The following is a 25,434-nucleotide window of genomic DNA, read 5'->3' as shown; positions in this document are numbered from 1 at the left end:
TCCTATTCATACAAAAGGAATGGCGAAGGTTTTCCCATGGAATGTACTCCGCCACTTGTCAATAATCCGTAGATTATTTGTTCATTACGATGAATGCTACTACTACTGCGATGATCGGTAATGCTTCTACTAATGCAACCCCGATGAACATTGTAGTTTGAAGAACGCCACGTGCTTCTGGTTGACGAGCAATACCTTCTACTGTTTTAGAAACGATAAGACCGTTACCAATACCTGCACCTAGTGCACCTAAACCGATTGCAATTGCTGCTGCTAATAAACCTAATGAACCTGTCATTTTAATATCCTCCTTGGATTATGTGTGTTTTTTTTGTTTCAAATTACCGCACTACTTTGAATGCGGAAATTTATAATTAATGGTCTGTGCTCACTTTATGAGACATATAAACCATCGTTAACATAGTGAAAATGAAAGCTTGGATAAACCCGATGAAGATCGAGAATCCTTGCCATGCCATCATTGGGATAATTGCCCCAAAGAAGCCTACTGGACTTGAAATTGCTAAACCTGCGATTAACGCGATTAAAATCTCACCAGCATAAATGTTACCGTAAAGACGTAGACCAAGAGTTAACGTATTCGCAAACTCTTCGATAATCTTTAATGGGAACATGAATGACATCGGTTGGAAGAAAGTTTTTGCATACCCTCCTGTACCTTGCATTTTCACGCCGTAGTACTGAGTAAGTACAAGAACCATTGCCGCTAATGTCATTGTAACTGTTGGATCGGCTGTCGGTGATTTCCACCATAATTCATGTCCATAAGCAATTCCACCGAATGGTAAACCAACTAAATTGGCTACTGCGATAAACATGATTAGGGTAATTCCAAGTACATGGAATCGACCACCTGATTTCCAATCCATATTGCTTTTAATGATACCTTTCACGAAGTCCATAATCCACTCCATGAAGTTCTGCATACCTGTTGGCTTAAGCGCTAATTTACGAGTTGAAATAACAGCGATTATAAACACAATGGCAGCAGTGATTAACAGCATCATTACTGTAGATAAGTTAAACGTAAGCGTCATAAAGCCTAAGTCTAAATCTAGTTCTGGAGCTGTATGATCCATTTTTGCATTCACCTCTCTTTCCAATGCACCTTAATGGTTGTTAACATGATGTACGATTCTTTCTACTAATAAAAAGACGTACGGAATCATTAGCCCAATGACCGTGCTAATTAAGTGAAAATATTGTGGCAACGAAATTGCAATAGCGACTGCCGCAACACCTGATCCGAACCGGAGTGCCGTACCTATAGATGGTGCTTTCGTCCCTTCACTAATGGAGCGGTCAAACTTTTCCATTCGTCGAACTAATATCCAAAAGTTATACGTACCAAAGAACGCACCTAGGGCTATACCAGCGAAGAGTGTCTCAAATGTTGTAAATCCCCAGCCTAAAGCACAAAGAGCGAGCAAAAAAAATAACGCTTTCTTCTGCATAGCGAAAATGTGATGCAAATCTAGCATTGGCAATTAATCTCCTGAATCATTTTTTCGAGTTAAGAAAGTGTCTTTCGACCATTACGTGAAATAAAATCGTAGTGAATGCACTACAAGCTTGGTTAAATCGAAGCTTATAACTAACTTGTCCGACATAATTTTATATAATAAGACAAATTAATTGTACACTACTAAGTACCCTCGCCCTATGGACTTTAATCCAGACGCAGAAAAACGTTGCAAATTGACAAGTTTTAGTTTCAACTGTCAATCTAGTAGAAACTTGATATAACAAGTGTTTCAACGCCTTCAGACTATACGAAACCCTTATCATTCTTACCCTTTGTAAGCATACAATAGGGGGTATTTGATGTCAATTAGTAAAGGTGAAAAACTTCACATGATACAATTCCTTGTCAAATTGTTGACAAATTTGTGTATGAAAAACTACCAATAAATCTCACTATTTTTCACAAACGCTAATTTTCGCTATTTATTACATAAATATTGTAAACAGTCTTTTTTTATGCAAAAAAAATATTTTATACAGTTTTATTATTCACCAGTTTGAAAAAAGTTAATCAAAACTTTCACAATTCGCTGCGATGCAAAGCCATCTCCGTATGGATTGGATGCTTGAGACATTGTTGCATAGGCTTTTTCGTCCTCTAGTAGTTCTTTGGCCATGTCGTAAATTGTTTCTTCATCTGTACCCGCAAGCTTTAATGTGCCTGCAGCAATTCCTTCAGGACGTTCTGTTGTATCACGTAAAACTAAAACAGGTTTACCAAGGGATGGCGCTTCTTCTTGTACGCCACCTGAATCCGTTAAAATCATAAACGAACGCGCAGCAAAATTGTGGAAATCAAATACTTCAAGCGGTTCGATTAAATGAATGCGCTCATCATCCCCTAAAATTTCTTTGGCAATTTCACGAACTGCGGGGTTCATATGCACTGGATACACAACTTGTACATCTGTATGCTCAGCTAATAAACGCTTAATGGCACGGAACATGTTACGCATTGGTTCGCCTAAATTTTCACGACGATGTGCCGTTAATAAAATCATGCGGTCCTTGCCAATTTTATCTAACACCGGATGACTATATTGTTCACTAACTGTCGTTTTTAATGCATCAATCGCAGTATTTCCAGTAACAAAAATTGCTTCTTCTAGCTTATTTTCTTTTAATAAATTTTCTTTAGATTGTTCTGTTGGGGCAAAATGCAGGTCGGCCATCACACCCGTTAGTTGGCGATTCATTTCTTCAGGATAAGGCGAATATTTTTGCCCTGTGCGAAGACCCGCCTCCACATGTCCGATTGCAATTTGGTTATAAAATGCAGCTAAGCTCCCGACAAATGTAGTGGCAGTGTCGCCATGTACAAGTACGATATCCGGCTTCGCTTCCTTCATCACTTTATCTAAGCCTTGTAATGCATTTGTTGCTACATCAACTAAAGTTTGACGTTCCTTCATAATATTCAAGTCATAATCTGGGGTAATTTTAAATGTTTCCAAAACTTGATCGAGCATTTCGCGATGCTGTGCTGTCACGGTTACAATCGATTCGATTTGTTCTGGGTGTTTTTCAAGTTCTAGTACAAGAGGCGCCATTTTAATAGCTTCTGGACGCGTGCCGAAAATCGTCATTACTTTAAATTTCTTCGTCATTTTCATCCTCCATTACATAGTGAAACGTCCCTTTAGCGTAAAACTAAAAGGACGCATGATATTTTTATTTTGTACCAAATAGTCGGTCTCCAGCGTCGCCTAGTCCAGGCACGATGTAACCGTGGTCGTTTAACTTTTCATCAAGTGCTGCAATGTAAATATCTACATCTGGGTGTAGTTCTTGAATTACTTTAACGCCTTCTGGAGCAGCAATTAAGCACATAAATTTAATGTTTTTTGCGCCGCGTTTTTTAAGTGAGTTAATCGCTTCCACTGCTGAACCGCCTGTTGCAAGCATAGGGTCAACAATGATGAAATCGCGCTCTTCTACATCAGCAGGAAGTTTTGCATAATATTCTACTGGTTTTAACGTTTCTGGATCACGGTAAAGACCAATGTGGCCAACTTTAGCTGCTGGAATTAATTTTAAAATGCCATCAACCATGCCGATACCTGCACGTAAAATTGGGACAATTGCAATTTTCTTACCTAATAATACTTTAGTTTTTGCTGTAGTTACAGGTGTTTGAACCTCAATTTCTTCTAATGGTAAATCACGAGTAATTTCAAATGCCATTAATGTCGCTACTTCATCTACTAGCTCACGGAATTCTTTTGTTCCCGTACTTTTATCACGAATATAAGTTAACTTATGTTGAATTAATGGGTGATCGAATACGTATACTTTGCTCAATGTAGACATCTCCTAACTGTTTTTAATCTAAGTTAGTATAACAGAAAAGAACGTCCCTCAAAAGTTTTTAATTAGTGACTTTATTCTTGTGTTGCTTTTGTAAACTTTTCTATGCGCAACGTTCGGCTCTTTATCAAAACATGTGCTTGACCTTAATTTGAACAATTGATGTAGTAGCCTCCGCTCTTGCCGCAACTTGTAGGACCCTAAGTAGCGGATTGGCAAGTTAACAGCCGTCCACTTTTTGCCACGAAAGTAAAACAGCATTCACAAAAGTTTAGGTCTCCTACTTCCGCACGATACTACGATACAGCAAAGATATTTGCTACTACTATGCTCTTTTTTGTAATCATGTTAAAAGCGAGAACCGATATTGTCGGGGAGCTCTATTTTCTAAAGAGTACTTTCAAAAAAAGAGGATACTTTTGCAATAAGCAAAGGTATCCTCTTTCAGTACATTACGCGTATAGTGGGTGCTTGTCAGCTAATGCTGCTACACGAGCTTTTGCATCTGCTTTTGTTGCTTCGTCTTCTGGGTTTTTAAGAACTGCAGCGATAATTAAGCCAACTTCTTTCATGTCTTCTTCTTTGAATCCACGAGAAGTTACTGCAGGTGTACCAATACGAATACCCGATGTCACAAATGGTGATTCTGTATCGTAAGGAATTGTGTTTTTATTTGTTGTAATTCCTACTGCATCAAGTGCATGTTCAGCTACTTTACCTGTTAACCCTAAAGATTTTACGTTTAATAATACTAAGTGATTATCCGTACCACCTGATACGATTTCAACGCCTTCAGCTATTAACGTTTCAGCTAAAGTAATCGCGTTAACTTTAACTTGTTTAATATAGTCTTTGAATTCTGGTTGTAATGCTTCGCCAAATGCTACTGCTTTAGCAGCAATTACGTGCATTAAAGGGCCACCTTGAATACCTGGGAATACTGATTTGTTTAGTTTTTGCTCCCATTCTTTTGAAGCAAGAATTAAACCACCACGAGGACCGCGTAATGTTTTATGTGTAGTTGACGTTACAAAGTCAGCGTAAGGTACTGGAGATTGGTGTTCGCCAGCAGCTACTAAACCTGCGATGTGCGCCATGTCTACCATGAAATATGCGCCTACTTCATCCGCGATTTCACGGAATTTTGCGAAGTCAATTGCACGTGGGTATGCAGAAGCACCCGCAACAATAAGTTTTGGTTTGTTTGCTAATGCTTTCGCGCGTACATCTTCATAATCGATCACATGCGTATCTTCTGTTACACCGTACTCTACGAAATTATATAGGATACCAGAGAAGTTTACAGGAGAACCGTGTGTTAAGTGACCACCGTGAGAAAGGTTCATTCCAAGAACTGTGTCACCTGGCTCTAAAATCGTGTGATATACCGCCATGTTTGCTTGTGCACCTGAGTGTGGTTGTACGTTCGCATATTCAGCGCCGAAGATTTCTTTTACGCGGTCGCGTGCGATATCTTCTACTACGTCAACGTGTTCACAGCCGCCATAGTAACGTTTACCTGGGTAACCTTCAGCGTATTTGTTAGTAAGAACTGAGCCTTGAGCTTCCATTACTGCTTCTGACACGAAGTTTTCTGATGCGATTAATTCGATGTTTTCCTGTTGACGTTTTTTTTCTGCATAAATGCCTTCTAGAACTGCCTTGTCTTGTACTGCTAATTTTTCAAATGCCATTGTCTTTAAATCCCCCTAAACTTAGCTCCGGAATACCCGATGCTTCTCTTTTATTTGTTTGGTAACTCATATTGAGCGCGCGTGCCGCCAATTAATTTCGGACGAGTTGTGGCCATTGTTAGGACAGCCTCACCTAGCATTTTGACAGACGTGCGGATTGGAACCGCTACTAATTTTAAATGCATCCCAATTAATGTTTGACCAATGTCAATCCCCATGTGCGCGGAAACTGCTTCCACGACTACCGGATTTTTTAATTGTGTGAATGCAAATGCTGACATCGAGCCACCTGCAGTTCGTACTGGAACAACTGCGACAGGCTCTAAATTGTACTGTATAGCAGCTGCGGCTTCCATCGTAAGTGCGCGATTAATATGCTCACAGCCTTGAAAAACTAAATAAAGATCATGCTTTTGTGCGAACTTAGCAAACTCCTCGTATATTACTTCCGCCACATCCATTGCACCCGAAGTGCCAATTTTAGCACCGATCACTTCAGATGTGGAACAGCCGATAACGAATAACTGCTTTGGCGCAAACTTCACTTGTTGCTCGAATTCGTTTAAGGCTTGCGCTAAATCCTGCTGCAAATCGTGTAAGTTAGTCAACGCACATCACCCTTCTAGTTCTGTAATTTTTTCAACGCGGCGCGTATGACGGCCACCTTCGAATTGTGTATTTAACCACGCTTCAGCAATTTCTCGTGCAAGTCCTGGGCCGATTACTCGCTCACCCATCGCTAAAATATTTGAGTCATTGTGACAACGTGTTGCTTTTGCCGAAAATACATCGTGTACTAAAGCACATCGAATGCCTTTCACTTTGTTTGCTGCAATGGACATACCAATGCCCGTTCCACAAATTAAAATCCCACGGTTAAATTTCCCACTTGCAACACCATCACATACAGGCTTTGCATAATCCGGATAGTCAACAGAGTCATTTGATTGTGGACCAAAATCTTCATAGCTAATAGCTAGTTCATCTAATAGCGCCATAATTTCTTTACGTAAATTATTACCGCCATGATCGGAAGAAATCGCAATGTTCAATGAGGTTCCCTCTTTTCGAAATATAGTCAACATTAGTGTACCATTTCTTTCACAAGAAAAACATGCATTTTCCAACAAAGCAATAAAACATTCCCTCTAAATACGAATGATTTTTAATTTAAATATATAAATGTTAATTTTTTAGGGGATTTTTATGTTGAATTCATGAATACTATGTCGATAAATTCGGATATTAACATAATAATAAGGAAGCAGACTACTACTCTGTTTTCACTATTTTTATAGTAAAAATACAGTGCGTTTTTGGTACAAAATTAGTATTTTAGAGTAATATAGTTGCTTTTTTTATTGAGTTTTTATATGTCGAAAATCTTCTATTTCTTTGGTAGCTCAAAAGGAAAACGATTTATGTACTAGTAACTAATTATATATTATTCTAATTATACTGAAAATTCAAGTATCCTTGAATATAATTCATATTTATTCGAAGTAACGAATTAATGAAACGTTGAAGAGACACCATTCGCCCCTAATTAACACGATATGCTCTCGTGATTAAGTACGTTATACTTTCTTAATCGCAAAAAAAGAATGCCTTCTGTTAATTCGAGGGCATTCTTAATTATTTTCTTTAACGATAATAAATACGGGAATACTTGCTCTTTGTATCCTTTGGTTCATTTTAGCTAAATCCACTTATATAACGCTACTAAATAGTAACCCACATTATTTTGAGCGATCAAATTGTTGTATCACTTTATATAAATCTTCAGATTGACGTTTTAAATCTAGCGATAAATTTTCTACTTTTTCAATTGCGAATGCTTGCTCCTCTGTTGCACTACGAACTTCTTGAGCACTTGCAGATGTTTGCTCTGCAATCGCTGCAACCTCTTGTGACTGGCGGGCAGTCTTCTCAATATTATGCATTTGTTTTTCTATAAGCTTCGAAATACCAATAACGTCATCTGCCATTTCATAAACACTTTTTGACATACCCTCTACAGCGGACGTCGTTTCTGATACACGCGTTGACTCCTTAACAGCGAATGCCACCTGCTCATTCATTTGTCTCACAACAAGTTCTACGTTATTTTGCATTGTTTGAATTAATGTTGTAATGCCTTGTACTGCCTTTGCACTCTCATCTGCCAAGCCGCGCACTTCTTCTGCTACAACCGCAAATCCCTTGCCATGCTCGCCTGCACGTGCGGCTTCAATGGATGCATTTAATGCAAGTAAATTCGTTTGCGCAGCAATATCACCAACAAGACTAATAATGCGCTCAACCTGCTGTGCATTTTTCTCTAGTTCATGAATATTTTCCAGTGCTGTTTCATTACCGTCCGCAATTTGACGGATGCTATCAACTAAACTTTGAATTGCACCTGTTGTGTTCAATAAATTGCTAATAATGACCTTTGATTTTGCTGCTGAATTGACTGCTTTTTCATTTACTTCAGAAGCAAGCTCGCGTACATCTTCAATCGCCTCTGCTGTTTCTTGGACAGCTATTGCGGACGCCTCCGCACCTGAAGAAATATGGCCCACATTATGCGCAATTTGATCCGCTTTTTTCGCAGCAGATCCCGTTTGATCTGAAAGCTCTATAACTGTAGCATTTGTCGTTTTGAAATTATCCTCAATGCTATCTACCATTTTACGCAAGTTGGTCACCATTAACTGAAACGCTATTGCAACGGAACGAATTTCGTCATGCGTTCTTGGCATTTCCACGTCTTTCCCAATTTTCCCCTCTGCCACACGTGTTGCCGTTTCCTCTAAACGCTGTAATGGACGTACAATAATAATGCTGAAAATTCCTGCTAACAATCCGGACCAAAAAATCCCAAGGCCATATGTAATCAACTCGAATAATTTACGGTCTACCGTCTCAAAGAACATTGGTTGAATAAATTCGATGCACACAAAACTAGTTGTATATGTAACAAGTGCTAAAACTCCAACAAATAATACTAATTTATTTCGTAAGTTAAACGATTTTTTTTGAGAATTCATGGCCTGTTATACCCCCTCGGTAATTTTCGTTTCAAGTTCATCTATTAAACGCTTCAGTTCTTGATAGGTTTGCTTATATGTATTAAGATCTCCACCAAACGGATCAAATACATCTTGTGAACTATAAGGCGCGGTGTATTCCTTTAATGTATAGGTTCTAGGCTTTGCTTCAGGATAGGCACGGATAATCATTTCCTTATGCGCTAAAGTCATCGTCAAAATCAAATCGGCCCATTCAATATCAGCCGCATTTACTTGGCGTGATAAATGATCATAAGGGATATTCTCCTGCAGTAGCACCGCACGTGAGTTTTCCGACATTTCTCCTCCCTCTAGCGCATAGATCCCCGCTGAACGAACTTCGCTATCCGGAATATTTTTATTTTTTAATATAGCCGCAGCCATTGGACTTCTACAAGTATTTCCTGTGCACACAAAATAAATATTCATATAGCCCTCTCTTTTCTTCATATCATGTAATAGTGTATCAAATAGATATAATACTAATTGTAATTAGTGTTATACCTGCAACCCATTTAAAAAAATAGCCTTGAATTACATGCGTTCTTTCTGCAATGACTAGTGCAGCATAAGAAAATAAAAAAGTCCCCACACCTGCACTTAAAATAAATAAATTTTTTTGTAAACTCAGCATACCAAAAGAAAGACTAACTGAAAAGGTGTCAAAGCTTGCTAAAATAGCTAAAAGTGGCAATGGTATGGGAGGAAAATCTTTATTTTTAGATGATAACAAAAATTGAAGCCCAACACAAAATAGTAAAATGGAGGAAATTATGTTTGTCCATTCCGTGAAAAGTAACGTAAGCCATTCGCCAAATTGAAACCCGATTAATGGAAAGAGTGCGTGTAAAAAGGCTGTCCAAATTGCAAGTAAAAGCTTTGAAGATACTTTCGGCACTAGCAAATATAATGCCACAACATCAAAAGCCATTATGACACCCGTAATTATTTCTTCCAATTTTAGTTCCCTTCGTTGTATAAATTATTACTCATTTTATGCGTGCCACCAATTGAATATCCTTCTACCTAGCACAATTACTTACTATTTTTACATAATTAAAAATCCCCCGAAAAATATTGGAGGATTTCAAAAAAAATTATTTATACCATTTTCCACCGGCTGCTTTTTCAAGACGGTTCATAATAGCTACGCCTACACCTTGCAGTTCAGTTGACGTCGCTAAAATAATTGTTGCATCGGTTTTATCACAGGCTCGTAGTGCATCATAGAGTACTGCTCCCATTTGTTCTACGTTTGATTCATCACCAAATGTGAAGAAGAAGTTTGCCTTTAGATCACAGAATGGAGTTGGTGCTAATAATGCTACCCGGTGCCCTTCTTGTTGCAGTTGTAACACGGCTTGCGCTATTATTTGTGGCTCCTGCTCAATTAAATATACAGGGGCATTTGGTGCATAGTGTGTGTATTTCATACCTGGTGCCTTCGGTGTAGATTCAATTTTTTGCTCTTCTAAGTTTGGCTCTAGTACAAAACCAATAACAGCTTCGAGCATTTCCTTTGTCACCCCACCAGGACGTAAAATGACAGGTTGCTCAAGTGTTACATCAAGCACTGTTGACTCTAAGCCAATTCCAGTTGAGCCCCCATCTAATATGCAGGGGATAACACCAGCTAAATCTTCCGCTACATGCGCGGCCTTTGTCGGACTTGGCTTACCACTTCGATTTGCGCTCGGTGCAGCAAGTGGTTTTTTCAGCGTGCGTAATAATTCCAACGCTACCGGATGATCTGGCATACGCATACCCACAGTTTGTAAACCTGCTGTCACACTCGGTGCTAGCACGTTTTGCTTAGCCTTCATGACAATCGTCAGTGGTCCTGGCCAAAAAGCATCCATGCATCGTTTTGCAACTTCAGGTATTTCTTCTATATAAAGAGCTAGCTCCTCAATGTTTCCAATATGAACAATAAGAGGATTATCAGATGGGCGCCCTTTTGCAGCAAAAATTTTCTTCACTGCAGCGTCATCCGTTGCAACTGCTCCTAATCCATAAACAGTTTCTGTTGGGAATGCTACGACTTCACCATTATTCAATAAATCCACAGCTTGTGAATATTTTTCCATTTTATCCACATCGTTATCCACAGTTAACTGCATTGTGTTCATAACATATCCCCTTCCTGTTGTTGATGTTTACAATTTTATACACATTATGTTGATAATCCCTAATTGATTGTGTATAAGTTTTCAGAAAATGTGCATAACTTTCAGCCCGATTTTTCCTTTATCCATTCGTATATAAGAAATTTAGTTTTGCTTTTTTCCTGCTGATCTGAACGTTCACAAACCGTTGGGAATACTGAACAAAACCAATTTTCACCGCGCCCTCCACCTATCACGAAAATAACTGAATTGTGAAAATTTTGAGGGTAAAATGTATGAAATTGGAACTTGGGTGGTAATAAGTTATCCCCAGTTTTCATGGTAATGCTGTCGTTCGGAAATTTTTCTTGTAAATGTGTTTGTAGTTGTTCAAACATCTTATCATTTTGCACTGTATTTACGTTGTTTTTGACAAAAGCTTGGATATTTTCCACAACAAGTTGTTTAAATTGTTGATCACTTTCAGATGAGCTATTGGCAACTACACGTATTTTCAGTGACTCGGCTTGCCGTTCGTGCTGCGATTGTACATCTAATACCAATGCTGGAACAAATAAGGTAGCACTATATAATACTAGTAAACTAAAAAATAATTTAAATACTGAACGCAGTAATTCACTACGTGGATGTTTTTTAATCTCGTAATCGTTTAACATGTTTCATTCCCCCTTGCAAACTAGCGTTGGCAAGGAGAAACTATTTTATTCATATATTTCACAAAAAATAATTCGGTCTTTACCATTAATGTCTTTTACAATTTCTACAAGCGCTTTTGGGAAATGTGTTTGGAACATTTGTGCAACGGCTTGTCCTTGTGTATACCCAATTTCTAGACCAATTAATGCTGGACGTTTCATAAGTGAAGGCAGTTGCTCCGCTAACTTGCGGTATAAAATAAGCCCGTCCTCTTCTGCAAATAATGCAGAATGTGGTTCGTGTTCTAATACCACATCCGACATTTCGCAAGCTTCATCAAAGGCAATATAGGGCGGATTGGATAACACGACATCCCATTTTTGATTCGCGATTGGCGCTGTTAAATCACCTAACTTAAACTCTATAAGTGCTTGCAGGCGTTGCGCATTTTTTTCAGCGGTTGCTAGTGCTTGCTGTGATATATCTGTTGCAGTTACGCTTGCTTGTGGCCACTCGCATTTCATCGTAACAGCTATTGCACCGCTACCTGTTCCAATATCTGTTAGCTGGACAGCCGCTCGAGAGCCAAATAGCTTTGTCATGCGGTCGATTGTGCCAACAATAAGTTCTTCTGTCTCTGGACGTGGAATTAGGACTGACTCATCCACTTCAAAAATGCGCCCATAAAACTCCTCCACCCCTGTAATATACTGAACCGGACGCCCTTCCACATGTGCTTCAATATACTTAGTAAACGTAGCGTATTGCTCATCGGTTAGTTGGTCCTGCATGTGCATCATTAATCCAGAATAATTTGTGTTTAATACATGCTGTAGCAATAGTCTTGCGGCATGACCTTCGCGACCTTTTTCCTCTAAAAAAGAAGAAGCCCCATTTAGGGCCTCAAAAATTGTTTTACGCATTAGTCGTTAAGACCTGCAAGTTTTGATGCTTGCTCTTCTAAAATTAACGCATCAATAATCTCATCCAGCTTACCTTCAATAATTTGGTCAAGTTTTTGAATTGTTAAACCAATTCGGTGATCTGTTACTCGGTTTTGTGGATAGTTATACGTACGAATTCGTTCAGAACGGTCGCCTGTTCCAACTGCCGACTTACGCGTTGCATCAACTTCTGCTTGCGCTTCACGCATATACATATCCGCAACACGTGCACGCAGAATTTTTATTGCTTTGTCACGGTTTTTCAGCTGAGAACGCTCATCTTGCATCGATACGACAACGCCTGTTGGTAAGTGGGTCATACGTACAGCTGACATCGTAGTATTTACGGATTGACCACCTGCACCAGATGATGCGAATGTATCAACACGGATATCTTTTTCGTGAATTTCTACGTCTACCTCTTCTACCTCTGGAAGGCAGGCAACTGTTGCTGTTGACGTATGAATACGACCTTGTGACTCTGTCGCTGGGACACGTTGAACGCGATGTGCACCGTTTTCATATTTGAACTTGGAGTAGGCACCTTGGCCGCTAATCATACAAATTACTTCTTTGTAGCCACCCATTGCATTCGGATGTGCTTCCATAATTTCCATTTTCCAGCCTTGCACTTCTGCATAACGTGAATACATACGGAATAGGTCACCTGCGAAGATGTTCGCCTCGTCACCACCAGCTGCACCACGAATTTCCATAATAACGTTTTTATTATCATTCGGGTCTTTTGGAATTAAAAGAATACGCAGACGTTCTTCTAAATCTGGCATTTGAGCGCTTAATTCGTTAAACTCTTCCTTCACCATGTCATGCATTTCTGGGTCTTTTTCGATTTCTAGCATTTCACGTGCATCTGCTAGTTGCTCTTTTACTTGCTTGTATTCACGATATACGTCTACCATATCTTGAATATCAGACTGTTCTTTTGAATACTCACGTAATTTCTTTGTGTCACTTACAATTTCAGGGTCACTTAGTAACTCATTTAATCTTTCGTATCGGTCTTCTACTGCTTGCAGACGATCAAACATGTCTATCACCTCTATTTTAAATTTCTTAAATTACGTTTCACGATAATTCTACCTATATTAGTATAAAGAAAATGTAGCGTACGTGCTACAATTATGCCATAAAAACTCGGTTTGGAATTTGTTGTTATATATGCTGACTCAGAGTTTTCAGTAGGAGAAATGGGCTCTACACCAAAATCTGTACACGACAGCACATGTTTTGGTAAAGAACAGAAAAATGACTTGAATTCATTATTCTAAGGAAGTTCAACTAAAACATTAATAAAAATACTTTTTCTTATAGCGGTGGGTTGCTATGGCATTTGCGACAAACAGGGTAATATGAATCATTCCCCCCAATTTGAATTTGATCACCTGTATACACTGGTTTTTTGTTTTCATCAACGCGTAAATTCATCGTCGCTTTTTTATGGCAGAACCAGCAAATTGTTTTCATCTCTTCAATTTTGTCAGCATAAATGAGCATATAGCGACTACCTTCAAAGAGTTCATTTTGGAAGTCATTTTTTAGTCCAAAGCACATTACTGGAATATTAAGTTCGTCGACTATTTTCGTTAGCTGCTGTACTTGCTCTTTAGCTAAAAACTGCACTTCATCTATCAGAACACAAAAAAGCTTTTCTTCATGATTTTTGACCATTTCAAATAAATTTGTATCGTCAAAAACGGCAATTGCATCACGGCGTAAACCAATTCTACTGGAAACGACACCGACTTCATCACGGGTATCAATGCCAGATGTAAAGATAAGAACGGCCTTGTTTTGCTCTTCATAATTATGTGCTACTTTTAAAATTTCGATTGATTTCCCGCTATTCATTGCGCCATGTTTAAAAAATAATTGTGCCATTTAGATGACCTCCCAAAACTTTTATCTTGTCTAAAAAGAAAATTTCCTATAAAGGTTTAGGCATTCAGGCTGCCCTTCCAGAATAGCCTAGTGGTTAAGCAAGTTATACTTTCTTAACCACTGAAAAAAATGCCTGCCAAGCGAAATCGCCGGCAGGCACTTTTTTTGAAAATTATTTGTTGATACCGTATTTTTTGTTGAAACGGTCAACACGTCCATCAGCAGACGCGAATTTTTGACGGCCTGTGTAGAATGGGTGACATTCGTTACAGAACTCGATGTTGATTGTTTCTTTTACAGAACCAGTTTGGAATGAATTCCCGCAAGAACAAGTAACTGATGCTACTTTGTAATCTGGGTGGATACCTTGTTTCATATTCGTTTTCTCCTCTCGCCCTGAACCATCTGGAACAGAGTATTTTCGAACTGTACCTTACATAGCCCGAATATGTCGGCTACATATGTACACGTTACATACGAAAGTTATTTTATCATATCACCCAATAATAATGCAACTAGTTAATCTTCTAATTCACCATCTCGTAGTGCAAATAGTACGAAGAATCCGCACCAAACTCCAACAATATCCATCGCGGTTTGCTTACCGTTCCAAATTGAAGACTGCCACATCGCAAACCACTCGCTACCAATCACGATAAAACCGATGAACCAAATAGTTACACCTATAATAAACGTATAATAGCCAAATGCCTTTGCCCTATTAAACTGCTTTGCTGGTGCTTTTAATGCTTTCACCATTTTACATACGCCGATAAATCCTAAAATACTAAATACGCATTCTGCTATTATGAGTAGCCAATAGGCAAATGTGTGCATATCGCTACTTTCAATAGCACGCCACATTAAATTATTGCCTTCAAAAGTCGTATCCATACTTAGTACATGTCGGACAAATTGATAATTTGAATCATAATCCAATATGTTTCCTAAAAATACGAAGAATCCAAATAAAGCTGCTGCGAATAAAACAAAAATTTTGAGTATTCGTAACGCTAAATTCGCATTATCCAATTACAGTGCCTCCTTTTATTTTTCAAAATCACACTCGATACGGGATCCATCAAACAAAGAATTCAATCTTTTCTTACACTAATTTCCTCCTCGGTTTTATCAAATCGACAAAATACTTCTTTTTACACAATATGACGGTGCAAACCAAATTAACATAAGCAATTCGTGAAATAAAAGTTTTTTTCAAAAAAAGGCTCTACACCAAAATTTGAACTTGACAGCACATTCCACTCCAGGTGGTCGCCTTCCGTTCCATGTGCCTATAAAGTAGTACACTTTCTTTTAAAGTAAAGGACATGTTTTGGTAAAGACCAAAAAAAAACGCATAAAAGCGAAATCGCTTTTATGCGTTATAAAACAACTAATTATAGCAAGCCTTTACCTTTTGTCGCCTTTTTCATATCTTCATTTAGCTTTTCGAAAAATTCTTCGTTTGATTTTGTTGTGCGCAATTTGCGTAATAACTTCTCAGAGAAATCATGTGAATCACTAAATGTTTTACGGATAGCCCATAGTTTTTCAAGCTGATCTTTTTCAAGAAGTAACTCTTCTTTACGCGTACCTGAGCGACGAACATCAAGCGCTGGGAACACACGGCGTTCTGCTAAGTGACGATCTAGGTGAAGCTCTAAGTTACCTGTTCCTTTGAATTCCTCGTAAATGACTTCATCCATACGTGAGCCAGTATCAACTAAAGCTGTCGCTAAAATTGTTAAGCTTCCGCCCTCTTCAATATTACGCGCAGAACCGAAGAAGCGTTTTGGACGGTGGAATGCGGCTGGGTCAATACCACCTGAAAGTGTACGACCACTTGGAGGAATGACTAAGTTATAAGCACGCGCAAGACGTGTAATTGAATCCATTAAAATAATTACGTCACGTTTATGCTCAACTAAACGGCGTGCGCGTTCCAATACAATTTCCGCCACTTTTACGTGGTTTTCTGGTACTTCATCAAATGTTGAAGAGACCACATCCGCTTTGACAGAACGCTCGATATCCGTTACTTCTTCTGGACGCTCATCAATTAATAAGACAATTAACTCTGCTTCCGGATAATTTGTTGTAATGGAGTTCGCAATTTCTTTTAGTAAAGACGTTTTTCCCGCTTTTGGTGGTGCAACGATTAGGCCACGCTGACCAAAACCTACTGGCGCGACTAAATCCATAATACGTGTTGATAATTTATTAGATTCTGTTTCTAGTTTAATTTGACGATCCGGATAAAGTGGTGTTAGGCCTGGGAAGTGCACGCGTTCTTTTGCCACTTCAGGATCTTCTCCGTTTACAGCGTCAACTTGAAGTAGTCCGTAGTAACGCTCATTTTCTTTCGGGGGGCGTACTTTTCCTGATACTTTATCCCCGTTACGTAAATCGAAACGACGAATTTGTGATGCTGAAATGTAAATATCTTCTTTAGAAGGCGAGTAGTTAATTGGGCGTAAGAAGCCAAAACCTTCCTGTGAAACGATTTCAAGAACACCTTCCATAAAGAAGAATCCTTCTTGTTCCGAGCGCGTTTTTAAAATCGCAAAAATCAATTCTTTTTTTGTTAGCTTGCTATAATAAGAAATTTTGTAATCACGTGCAAGAGCATATAATTCTTTTAACGTCATATTTTCTAATTGAGCAATTGTTAATGCTGCCATCTTATGACTCCAGTCTATATTTTATTTTGTTATTTAGGATTTTCTTATCGTAGGGTTTCTTTTCAGAGAAATTTTTAGTAGAAGATGCCCGGCGAATCACCGGGCATCAGTATGTTAGAAGTTATTTAACGTAAGTTGGTTTTTTTTCAATACTATGACGGCCTTCGATGAAACGAACCGTACCTGTTTTTGCGCGCATTACTACAGAGTGCGTTAATGCATAAGAACCTTTATATTGAACACCTTTTAAAAGCTCCGAATCTGTTACAGCAGTCGCTGCAAAAATTGCATCGTCCCCTTTAACTAAATCATGCATATAAAGAACTCTGTCTACATCAATCCCCATTTTTTTGCATCGCTCTAGCTGCTCTTCATCTTCTGGAACTAATTTTGCTTGGAAGTCGCCGCCTAAACATTTTAATGCAACCGCTGCGATGACGCCTTCTGGAGCGCCGCCCATACCGAACATAATGTCGACACCTGTTTCGTCAAATGCTGTGTTAATAGCAGCACCTACATCTCCGTCTTGGATGAACTTAATACGCGCACCAGCATCACGGATCTCATCAACAATGGCTTGGTGACGTGGGCGATCTAATAAGACGGCCACTACGTCTGAAATGTCCTTGTTTTTCGCTTTTGCTACTTGTAATAGATTATACGTAACAGATGCATTAATATCGACTTTACCAGCTGCTTCTGGACCTACTGCAATTTTGTCCATATACATATCTGGTGCATTTAAAAGGTTACCGCGGTCTGCAATGGCAAGTACTGTCATGGCACCGTTTGTTCCTTTTGCTACGATATTTGTTCCTTCAAGTGGATCTACTGCGATGTCCACTTCTGGTCCACCATTACGTAACCCTAACTCTTCTCCGATATAAAGCATCGGCGCTTCGTCCATTTCACCTTCACCAATTACTACTGTTGCGTGCATTGGAATTGTATCGAACATAATACGCATAGCTGTTGTTGCTGCGTCATCTGCTTCATTTTTAAGTCCTCGACCCATCCATTTTGCAGATGCAATTGCCGCTGCTTCTGTTACGCGTACTACTTCCATTGATAAACTACGTTCCATTATTCATTTGCCTCCTGTTATCGGTTAAAGCCGAAACTTACAACATCAGTCAAGTAAATGTCTTTGAACATTCACAGTACTGATGATCAGTAACACTAAATTTATTTTTATTGTAGCATACTTTATTTATCATTCACTTACATGTAGATGTAAATATTAATATTCTGCACGTTCTTTGGCACTCGTTACAATCTTTTCTCTACGAATATTTGCACCTAACGCACAAAGCTTTTCTATTAATGCACTATAGCCACGTTCAATGTGGTAAATATCGTGGATTTCTGTTTCACCTTTAGCGAGTAATCCTGCTAATACAAGCGCAGCACCAGCTCGTAGATCACTTGCCGTTACTGTAGATCCTTCTAGCTTTGACGGTCCTTTAATAATGGCTGTATTGCCTTCTACACGTGCATTAGCACTCATACGGCGCAATTCATCAATATGCTTAAAGCGAGCAGAATAGATTGTATCTGTTACCTTTGAAGTACCTGTTGCTTGCGTCATTAACACCGAAATTGGTTGCTGCACATCTGTAGGGATGCCGGGGTATACTAGTGTTTTCACATCTACTGCTTGTAGTGCACCTTGTTTTGGAATGAAAATACTTTCTTCATCTTCCTCTACTATTACACCCATTTCACGTAGCTTCGCTGTTACTGCTTCTAAATGTAGCGGAATAACATTATCAATGAGCACACCATCACCAATTGCGGCAGCCATAATCATAAATGTTGCAGCTTCAATACGGTCTGGAATAATTGTATGCTTCGTCCCATGTAGTTCATCCACACCGTCAATACGAATAACGCTCGTACCTGCCCCTTTGATTTTTGCACCCATATTCGCTAACAGTGTTGCTACATCAATAATTTCTGGTTCTTTTGCTGCATTTTCAATGACCGTACGTCCTTTTGCACGAACAGCTGCTAGCATAATATTAATCGTCGCACCAACGCTTGCTACATCAAGATAAATTTTCGCACCGATTAATTCATCCGCACGTAAATAAATCGCCCCGTGCTCATTCGTTACTTTGGCACCTAATGCCTCAAAGCCTTTAATGTGCTGATCGATTGGACGTGGACCTAGGAAGCATCCACCCGGTAAACCGATAACCGCTTGCTTAAAGCGGCCTAGCATTGCACCCATTAAATAATATGAAGCACGTAATTTTTTTACATTGCCATTCGGTAGTGGCATGGCCATCATTTTACTTGGGTCAATTTTCATTCTCCCGTTTTCAAAAGTGACCTCACCGCCAATTTCCTCGAGCAGTGCCTTTAGTGTCCATGCATCTGAAATTTCTGGTATCCCTCCAATAGTGACGGAAGAATCTGCTAATATCGATGCTGGAATTAAAGCGACTGCACTATTTTTTGCACCACTGACTTTTACTGTACCTTTTAGACGTCGTTCGCCTGTAATTTTATAAACATCCATTATGCGTTCTCCCTCATGATTGGAAAGTTTCAAATTTATTAAGCGGGCAAATTTATGCACATCTAATAAACTTTTTGCCTTGGTGTATTTGCTTGTATTTAGTATTTCCCTTCTCGCTTAGACCAATCCGCTAAAAATCCTTCAATTCCTTTGTCTGTTAATGGATGGTGGAATAATTGCTTTAATACTTTAAATGGTGTTGTTGAAATATGTGCACCTGCTAATGCCGCCTCTGTAATATGTTGTGGGTGACGGATTGACGCTGCAATAATTTCTGTTTTTATATCGTGGATTGTGAAAATATCAGCAATTGTTGAAATTAACTCCACACCATTTTGGCCAATATCGTCTAAACGCCCAAGAAATGGTGAAACATAACTTGCACCAGCACGAGCTGCCATTAATGCTTGGTTTGCACTAAAAATAAGCGTTACATTCGTTTTAATTCCTTTTTCTGAAAAGAATTTACATGCTTTTAAACCTTCTGGCGTCATTGGTAGCTTTACCGTAATGTTTGGGTGAATTGCTGCAAGTTCTATACCTTCTTTGATCATACCTTCAGCATCAAGCGAAATAACCTCGCCACTTACAGAACCGTCTACTAATTCTGCGATTTGACGTAAGCGATCGTGAAAAGAAACATTTTGTTCTTTTGCTACTAAAGATGGATTTGTTGTAACGCCAGATAAAATCCCCCATGAGTATGCTTCTTGGATTTCTTCAAAATTAGCTGTATCGATAAAAAATTTCATTATAAATTATCCTCCTGACGCCTAAGCGTGTTTACTTGCCAAAAAGTTAGAAAAACACATCTCGCCCGAAAAATAGGGCGAGATGTTGTCTTTTCTTATGTGGATTACTTTAGAAACTTCTACTTTTCTATCCACTACGAGAAGGCCGGTGAATATCGGACACTTCTCTTGCAATCAATTATTTGAGTATGTGTTTGCTACTTACGGAAATTATGCTTTTTGAGAGCTGCCGAATTCGCGCATTTTACCGATTACAGTTGCTTTAATTGCTTCGCGAGCTGGCCCAAGGAATTTGCGTGGGTCATATACTTTTTTGTCTGCGTCTAAAATTTCACGAATGACTTTAGTTGCTTCGATTTGATTTTCAGTATTTACATTAATTTTTGCTGTTCCTAACGAAATTGATCGTTGGATATCTTTCGTTGGGATTCCAGTGCCTCCATGAAGTACTAATGGAAGTTCTGCTAATTTAGAGATTTCTTCCATTTCAGCAAAACCTAGGTTCGGCTCGCCTTTATATGGTCCATGAACTGAACCAAGTGCCGGCGCTAGGCAATCAATACCCGTTGCTTCTACTAAGTTTTTGCACTCCGTAGGGTCAGCATACATAATACCACCGATTACGCCGTCTTCCTCGCCACCAACAGTACCTAGCTCTGCTTCAACAGAAACGTTACGCGCATGTGCATATGCTACAACTTCTTTTGTAATGCTTACATTTTCTTCATATGGATGATGTGAAGCATCAATCATTACTGAAGTGAAACCAGCGTCAATTGCTTCTTTACATTTATCGAAGCTTGAACCGTGGTCTAAATGGATTGCTACGGGTACAGTAATATTATAGCTTTCAATTAAGCCTTTTACGATGTGTACAACTGAAATGAAACCGCCCATATATTTAGCGGCACCTTCAGATACACCTAAAATTACTGGTGAATTCTCTTCTTGTGCGGCTTGTAGAATCGCTTGTGTCCATTCAAGATTATTAATATTAAACTGTCCAACTGCATACCCTTCAGCCTTTGCTGTCATTAACATTTCTTTCATTGAAACTAATGCCATTATAAAAATCCTCCTCGGAGATACATAAATATTTTTTATTTAAAACATTCAAATTCATCATAACAAAAACAGGCAGTATCCGCTACTGCCTGTACGGTTGTTCATAATATATTTTCGGTCCTTTTTGGATTAATCTGTTAAAATCCCCCTCACTGCGTCGCGCACTTCAAAAATATTAAATGGCTTTGTAAAATAGCGCTCCGCTCCTAGACTAATTGCTTCCTCCATAATATCCTGCTCCCCATAAGCAGTCATCATCACGACTGGCAATTGCGATTGGTGTTCCTTTAGATGCTTCAAAATTTCAATCCCGTCCATTCCTGGGATTTTCATATCGAGAAGCACACAATCAACATTTTCTGCTTGTGCTATTTTAAGTGCATCTAAACCATTTGCAGCAAGATGTGTTTTATAGCCTTCTTTTTTAAATACTTCATTAAGCAATAGTCGAATACCACTTTGATCGTCCACTATTAAAATTTCTTTCACTTAGCATTCCCCTCTTTTATTGTCAGTAAATATTGTATTCTACACTTTATTACATTTCCCTTCTTTTTTACAAATTCTGCTTTTTTGCTTTTTATTACTCACAATTTTATACTAAGTGAGAGGTGGAAATATGTCTAAAATACTAACGACTCAATTGACTGGTTTATTGCAACGTATCCAGCAAGGTGAGGAAGAATCAATTGAAGAAACTGCTCGCCTGCTAGCACAGGCCGGCATCGGACAAGGTTATGTTTATTTTGCCTGCTTCGGCGAATTCGAAGGCATTGCAATGAATGCCGTAACGAGCGCGGAACCTTTTGTGAAATTTGCAAAATGGACACCCGAAACAGAATTACTATCAGCTGACCGTGTTATTATTTTCACACGCAGCGGCAATGATTCACAGGCTGTCGCACTTGCTAAAAAGCTAAATGATGCGTTCATTCCTTTTTCAGCTGTAGCTAGTGAGGTTGCAAGTGAATCGAATGAATTGAGTGAACTCGCTTATACGTACGTTTCAATGAAAATGCGCGGTGGAATTTTACCCCATCCAACAAATTTAGGTGAACGCATTGTCTTCCCGCATTTAATCGCTGCATTATTCATCTATGAGGCGATCAAGCTTTCTTATGATGAAATGACCAACGATGATGAGTTAGAAGAATAGTTGAGAGAATGTAATCCACTGTGCTTTAGTATAGTGGATTTTTTTTGTGAGTTCAGTGGTGGCATTTAGTGCGTTTAGTGGCCGTTTTGGTTCGTTGGCGGCCTCGTTTAGTTCGTTCACGACAAGTTTTAGTGCGTTCCCCTAGTTTTAGTGCGTTCAGCCGCTCCTTTAGTTCGTTCGCGGACCCTTTTAGTGCGTTCAGCCGCTCCTTTAGTTCGTTCGCGACTCCTTTTAGTTCGTTCACACAACAAAAAACCGCTAAAAGCACAGAGCTTTCAGCGATTTCAAGTTAATTATTTTTGGTTGTTAAATGCTGCGCCTACAAATTCCTTAAATAATGGTTGTGGACGTTGTGGACGAGAAATTAACTCTGGGTGGAATTGACCAGCCACGAAGAATTTTTTCTCTGGAAGTTCAATGATTTCAACAAGTTTGTTATCAGGAGATACACCTGAGAAGACAAGACCTGCTGCTTCCGCTGCTTCACGGAATTCATTGTTGAACTCGTAACGGTGACGGTGACGTTCATACACTAACTCTTCACCGTAAGCTTCCATTGCGCGAGAACCTGGTGTTAATTTACATGGATATAAACCAAGACGTAATGTACCACCGAGATCAATATCATCTGATTGATCTGGTAAGAAGTCGATGATAGGGTATGGCGTTTCTTTGTCTAGCTCTGTAGAATGCGCGCCTGAAAGACCCATTACGTTACGTGCAAATTCAATTGTTGCAAGTTGCATACCTAAACAAATACCAAAGAATGGTACGTCGTTTTCACGTGCATATTGAGTAGCTAAAATTTTACCTTCAACACCGCGATCACCGAAGCCACCTGGTACTAAGATGCCATCTACATCGCCAAGTAATTCCGCGACATTTGCAGTGGTAACTTCTTCTGCATTTACCCATTTAATATCGATTTCAGAATCGTATACATAACCAGCGTGTTTTAATGCTTCTGCCACTGAAATGTAGGCATCTTGTAATTCGACATATTTACCAACAAGGGCAATACGTGTTTTGTTTTTAAGGTTTTTAACTTGATCTACAAGCTCTTTCCAGTCCGTCATATCCGCTTCTGGTGCTTCGATGCCAAAGTGATCAAGGACAATATCGTCGAAGTCTTGCGCATGTAAGTTAAGTGGTACTTCATATAAGTGCTCTGCATCACGAGATTCGATGATTTCATGTGGTTGAACGTCACAGAATAATGCTAATTTCTCTTTCATTTCTTGAGAAACGGCTTGTTCCGTACGTACCACGATAATGTTAGGTTGGATACCTAGTGAACGTAATTCTTTTACAGAGTGTTGCGTTGGTTTTGTTTTCATCTCACCAGCAGCTTTGATGTATGGAATTAATGTACAGTGAACGTACATTACGTTGTTGTGGCCTAGGTTTGTTTTCATTTGACGAATTGCTTCTAGGAATGGTAGTGATTCGATATCCCCTACAGTTCCGCCAACTTCTGTAATAACAACATCTGCTGAAGTTTCACGGCCAGCACGTTGGATTCGGTCTTTAATTTCGTTCGTAATATGAGGAATTACTTGAACTGTGCCGCCGTTGTAATCGCCACGACGTTCTTTTTGTAAAACAGATTGGTACACGCGACCCGATGTTACTGTTGAGTGTTTACCAAGGTTAATATCGATGAAACGCTCGTAGTGACCTAAGTCTAAGTCCGCCTCTGCGCCGTCATTTGTTACGAATACTTCACCATGTTGGTATGGACTCATCGTACCTGGATCGATATTAAGATATGGATCAAATTTTTGGATTGTTACTTGCAGACCACGGTTTTTCAGTAAGCGCCCTAGTGATGCTGCGACAATCCCTTTACCAAGTGAAGATACAACTCCACCTGTTACGAAAATATACTTTGTCATTGCAAATTCCTCCTTATTACTATCCTTGCTTTTAGAAAGACATCGTTCGTCCTTAGAAAGACACATCTCGCTCAATATAGGGAGAGATGATGTGCTTACAGATGTAGATAGGAAAGGTATACATTCTTATCTACCCAAATAGGACGAGATGATGTCCGTTCTTATGTGAATATGAAAATTATCCCTTCTTATCCACTAAAAAAAGAAAAGCTTGAGAACTAATACGTTTTACACAGTTAATATGCTCAAACGTAATGAATTCGAAGCTTACAAAGACACATCTCGACCAAAAAAGAAATCCAGATGGTGACCATTGTTATGCAAATAGCCTAAAATCTTTATATTTTCCTATCTGCTAAAAAGATTCTATTCTCTACTTACTTTCCTTTTATAAAAACAAAAAACGCTCCACCTGCATTAGTTTGCAGGGGGAGCGTATAGTTTATACGGTCATTCTCCTGTTTAAAGGAGCCCAAGTAAAAGATTATACGGAACGCAAAAAGAAGTCAAGTATTTTCATGTTAAAAATGAAAAGTGTCTTATTTTTCCTCTTCCAATTCTTCTTCCTCTTCTTCTTCTTCTTCTTCTTCCTCTTCGCCTTCAATAATAAAGCCATCATCTTCAACGATTAACTCTTCATCAATTTCAGCATCTAGATCTTCGATTTCTTCCTCAACGAAGTCTAGTACATCTTCTTCGATTTCTTCTTCCTCTTCTTCTTCGGCGAATTCATCGAAGTCTTCTTCAAATACTACGTCGTCCTCGTCAAGGTCTACTAACTCTTCGTCTTCGTCAACAGCAGCTTTTGATTTTTTCTTACGGATTTTTACTGTCGGCGCTGTTTCTTCTTCGATTGTTTCTACTTTGTACCACTCACGAAGTCCCCAGCCATTCTCATGGTTCAGTAGGAAACGGCCTTCTACGTTTAAATCAGTATAAAATTGTAGTAAGCGACTCTTTAAATAGGCATCAGACATCCCATTTAAGTCTTGGATTTCCTTTAATAAATCATTCAGTGGTAAGGCCATCTTCTTGTCTTCTAAAATTGCGTATGCTAAGTCGATTAACGACTCTTCTGCTAGTTGTTCTTTTGTCATATCACGAAAGTTCAAATCGTGCACGTCCTTTCTTTAAATACATGTCATACCATAAGCATA

At 39.0% G+C, this 25,434-nt stretch carries 27 protein-coding genes; 1 reads left to right on the top strand and 26 read right to left on the bottom strand.

Features of this window, described 5'->3' with window-relative positions; all coding sequences use genetic code 11:
- Window positions 1-73: 73 nt before the first annotated feature.
- The 24 genes from atpE to MHH87_RS02675 all read right to left on the bottom strand — a co-directional run bounded on the left by atpE (window position 74) and on the right by MHH87_RS02675 (window position 21,715).
- Window positions 74-298: a F0F1 ATP synthase subunit C gene (atpE, locus tag MHH87_RS02790; protein WP_004269474.1), complete on the bottom strand. Its 225-nt coding sequence runs from the start codon at window positions 296-298 to the stop codon at window positions 74-76.
- A 76-nt stretch (window positions 299-374) separates the two neighbouring features.
- Window positions 375-1,100 (bottom strand): F0F1 ATP synthase subunit A, encoded by a 726-nt coding sequence (gene atpB, locus MHH87_RS02785; RefSeq protein ID WP_340747808.1) that lies wholly within the window; start codon window positions 1,098-1,100, stop codon window positions 375-377.
- A 30-nt stretch (window positions 1,101-1,130) separates the two neighbouring features.
- Complete coding sequence (locus MHH87_RS02780) at window positions 1,131-1,502, bottom strand: ATP synthase subunit I (RefSeq protein ID WP_340747807.1); 372 nt, start codon at window positions 1,500-1,502, stop codon at window positions 1,131-1,133.
- 528 nt (window positions 1,503-2,030) lie between these two features.
- The gene (gene wecB / locus MHH87_RS02775) at window positions 2,031-3,152 is read right to left on the bottom strand and encodes a non-hydrolyzing UDP-N-acetylglucosamine 2-epimerase (protein ID WP_340747806.1); all 1,122 of its coding nucleotides are present in this window, start codon (window positions 3,150-3,152) and stop codon (window positions 2,031-2,033) included.
- A 64-nt stretch (window positions 3,153-3,216) separates the two neighbouring features.
- A complete protein-coding gene (gene upp / locus MHH87_RS02770; RefSeq protein ID WP_340747805.1) occupies window positions 3,217-3,846 on the bottom strand; it encodes a uracil phosphoribosyltransferase in 630 nt (209 codons plus the stop codon).
- 458 nt (window positions 3,847-4,304) lie between these two features.
- Window positions 4,305-5,546: a serine hydroxymethyltransferase gene (gene glyA, locus MHH87_RS02765; RefSeq protein ID WP_340747804.1), complete on the bottom strand. Its 1,242-nt coding sequence runs from the start codon at window positions 5,544-5,546 to the stop codon at window positions 4,305-4,307.
- Between the two features lie 50 nt (window positions 5,547-5,596).
- On the bottom strand, window positions 5,597-6,154 hold the full coding sequence (locus tag MHH87_RS02760; protein WP_340747803.1) for a TIGR01440 family protein: 558 nt from the start codon (window positions 6,152-6,154) through the stop codon (window positions 5,597-5,599).
- 6 nt (window positions 6,155-6,160) lie between these two features.
- On the bottom strand, window positions 6,161-6,598 hold the full coding sequence (gene rpiB, locus MHH87_RS02755; RefSeq protein ID WP_340747802.1) for a ribose 5-phosphate isomerase B: 438 nt from the start codon (window positions 6,596-6,598) through the stop codon (window positions 6,161-6,163).
- Between the two features lie 687 nt (window positions 6,599-7,285).
- Entirely contained in the window at window positions 7,286-8,578 is a 1,293-nt protein-coding gene (locus MHH87_RS02750; RefSeq protein WP_340747801.1) for a methyl-accepting chemotaxis protein, read from the bottom strand.
- A 6-nt stretch (window positions 8,579-8,584) separates the two neighbouring features.
- Window positions 8,585-9,028 carry a low molecular weight protein arginine phosphatase gene (locus tag MHH87_RS02745; RefSeq protein WP_340747800.1) on the bottom strand — a complete coding sequence of 148 codons (444 nt, stop codon included), beginning with the start codon at window positions 9,026-9,028 and terminating at the stop codon, window positions 8,585-8,587.
- A gap of 37 nt (window positions 9,029-9,065) precedes the next feature.
- Complete coding sequence (locus tag MHH87_RS02740; protein WP_340747799.1) at window positions 9,066-9,557, bottom strand: manganese efflux pump; 492 nt, start codon at window positions 9,555-9,557, stop codon at window positions 9,066-9,068.
- Between the two features lie 139 nt (window positions 9,558-9,696).
- Complete coding sequence (locus MHH87_RS02735) at window positions 9,697-10,728, bottom strand: L-threonylcarbamoyladenylate synthase (RefSeq protein WP_340747798.1); 1,032 nt, start codon at window positions 10,726-10,728, stop codon at window positions 9,697-9,699.
- Window positions 10,729-10,829: 101 nt separating this feature from the next.
- Window positions 10,830-11,381 (bottom strand): stage II sporulation protein R, encoded by a 552-nt coding sequence (locus MHH87_RS02730; protein ID WP_340747797.1) that lies wholly within the window; start codon window positions 11,379-11,381, stop codon window positions 10,830-10,832.
- 45 nt (window positions 11,382-11,426) lie between these two features.
- Window positions 11,427-12,284, bottom strand: coding sequence for a peptide chain release factor N(5)-glutamine methyltransferase (gene prmC, locus MHH87_RS02725; RefSeq protein WP_340747796.1), 858 nt, complete (start codon window positions 12,282-12,284; stop codon window positions 11,427-11,429).
- A complete protein-coding gene (prfA, locus tag MHH87_RS02720) occupies window positions 12,284-13,354 on the bottom strand; it encodes a peptide chain release factor 1 (protein ID WP_340747795.1) in 1,071 nt (356 codons plus the stop codon). Before prfA ends, prmC begins: the two co-directional genes overlap by 1 nt.
- Window positions 13,355-13,631: 277 nt before the next feature.
- The gene (locus tag MHH87_RS02715) at window positions 13,632-14,204 is read right to left on the bottom strand and encodes a thymidine kinase (RefSeq protein WP_340747794.1); all 573 of its coding nucleotides are present in this window, start codon (window positions 14,202-14,204) and stop codon (window positions 13,632-13,634) included.
- A gap of 172 nt (window positions 14,205-14,376) precedes the next feature.
- Complete coding sequence (gene rpmE, locus MHH87_RS02710) at window positions 14,377-14,580, bottom strand: 50S ribosomal protein L31 (protein ID WP_340747793.1); 204 nt, start codon at window positions 14,578-14,580, stop codon at window positions 14,377-14,379.
- A gap of 143 nt (window positions 14,581-14,723) precedes the next feature.
- Window positions 14,724-15,236, bottom strand: coding sequence for a DUF2165 family protein (locus MHH87_RS02705; protein ID WP_340747792.1), 513 nt, complete (start codon window positions 15,234-15,236; stop codon window positions 14,724-14,726).
- A 365-nt stretch (window positions 15,237-15,601) separates the two neighbouring features.
- Window positions 15,602-16,885 carry a transcription termination factor Rho gene (gene rho / locus MHH87_RS02700; RefSeq protein ID WP_340747791.1) on the bottom strand — a complete coding sequence of 428 codons (1,284 nt, stop codon included), beginning with the start codon at window positions 16,883-16,885 and terminating at the stop codon, window positions 15,602-15,604.
- A gap of 121 nt (window positions 16,886-17,006) precedes the next feature.
- Window positions 17,007-17,969 carry a class II fructose-bisphosphatase gene (glpX, locus tag MHH87_RS02695; protein ID WP_340747790.1) on the bottom strand — a complete coding sequence of 321 codons (963 nt, stop codon included), beginning with the start codon at window positions 17,967-17,969 and terminating at the stop codon, window positions 17,007-17,009.
- 156 nt (window positions 17,970-18,125) lie between these two features.
- Complete coding sequence (locus MHH87_RS02690; RefSeq protein WP_340747789.1) at window positions 18,126-19,409, bottom strand: UDP-N-acetylglucosamine 1-carboxyvinyltransferase; 1,284 nt, start codon at window positions 19,407-19,409, stop codon at window positions 18,126-18,128.
- 98 nt (window positions 19,410-19,507) lie between these two features.
- Window positions 19,508-20,161, bottom strand: a complete 654-nt coding sequence (gene fsa / locus MHH87_RS02685) for a fructose-6-phosphate aldolase (protein WP_340747788.1) — start codon at window positions 20,159-20,161, stop codon at window positions 19,508-19,510.
- A gap of 210 nt (window positions 20,162-20,371) precedes the next feature.
- A complete protein-coding gene (locus MHH87_RS02680) occupies window positions 20,372-21,226 on the bottom strand; it encodes a class II fructose-bisphosphate aldolase (protein ID WP_340747787.1) in 855 nt (284 codons plus the stop codon).
- Between the two features lie 129 nt (window positions 21,227-21,355).
- On the bottom strand, window positions 21,356-21,715 hold the full coding sequence (locus MHH87_RS02675) for a response regulator (RefSeq protein ID WP_340747786.1): 360 nt from the start codon (window positions 21,713-21,715) through the stop codon (window positions 21,356-21,358).
- A gap of 130 nt (window positions 21,716-21,845) precedes the next feature.
- Here MHH87_RS02675 and MHH87_RS02670 point away from each other — a divergent pair, with 130 nt between their 5' ends.
- The gene (locus MHH87_RS02670) at window positions 21,846-22,382 is read left to right on the top strand and encodes a DUF2529 family protein (protein ID WP_340747785.1); all 537 of its coding nucleotides are present in this window, start codon (window positions 21,846-21,848) and stop codon (window positions 22,380-22,382) included.
- Between the two features lie 293 nt (window positions 22,383-22,675).
- Here MHH87_RS02670 and MHH87_RS02665 read toward each other — a convergent pair whose 3' ends face one another.
- Together MHH87_RS02665 and rpoE are read right to left on the bottom strand one after the other, a co-directional pair.
- Window positions 22,676-24,277, bottom strand: coding sequence for a CTP synthase (locus tag MHH87_RS02665; RefSeq protein WP_340747784.1), 1,602 nt, complete (start codon window positions 24,275-24,277; stop codon window positions 22,676-22,678).
- A gap of 539 nt (window positions 24,278-24,816) precedes the next feature.
- The gene (gene rpoE / locus MHH87_RS02660) at window positions 24,817-25,389 is read right to left on the bottom strand and encodes a DNA-directed RNA polymerase subunit delta (protein ID WP_340747783.1); all 573 of its coding nucleotides are present in this window, start codon (window positions 25,387-25,389) and stop codon (window positions 24,817-24,819) included.
- Window positions 25,390-25,434 lie beyond the last annotated feature (45 nt).

The organism is Solibacillus sp. FSL H8-0538 (genome assembly GCF_038003525.1).
Lineage (GTDB): Bacteria > Bacillota > Bacilli > Bacillales_A > Planococcaceae > JBBOPI01.
Note: the sequence above shows the minus strand (reverse complement) of the source record. Positions and strands in the feature narration are given on the sequence as shown.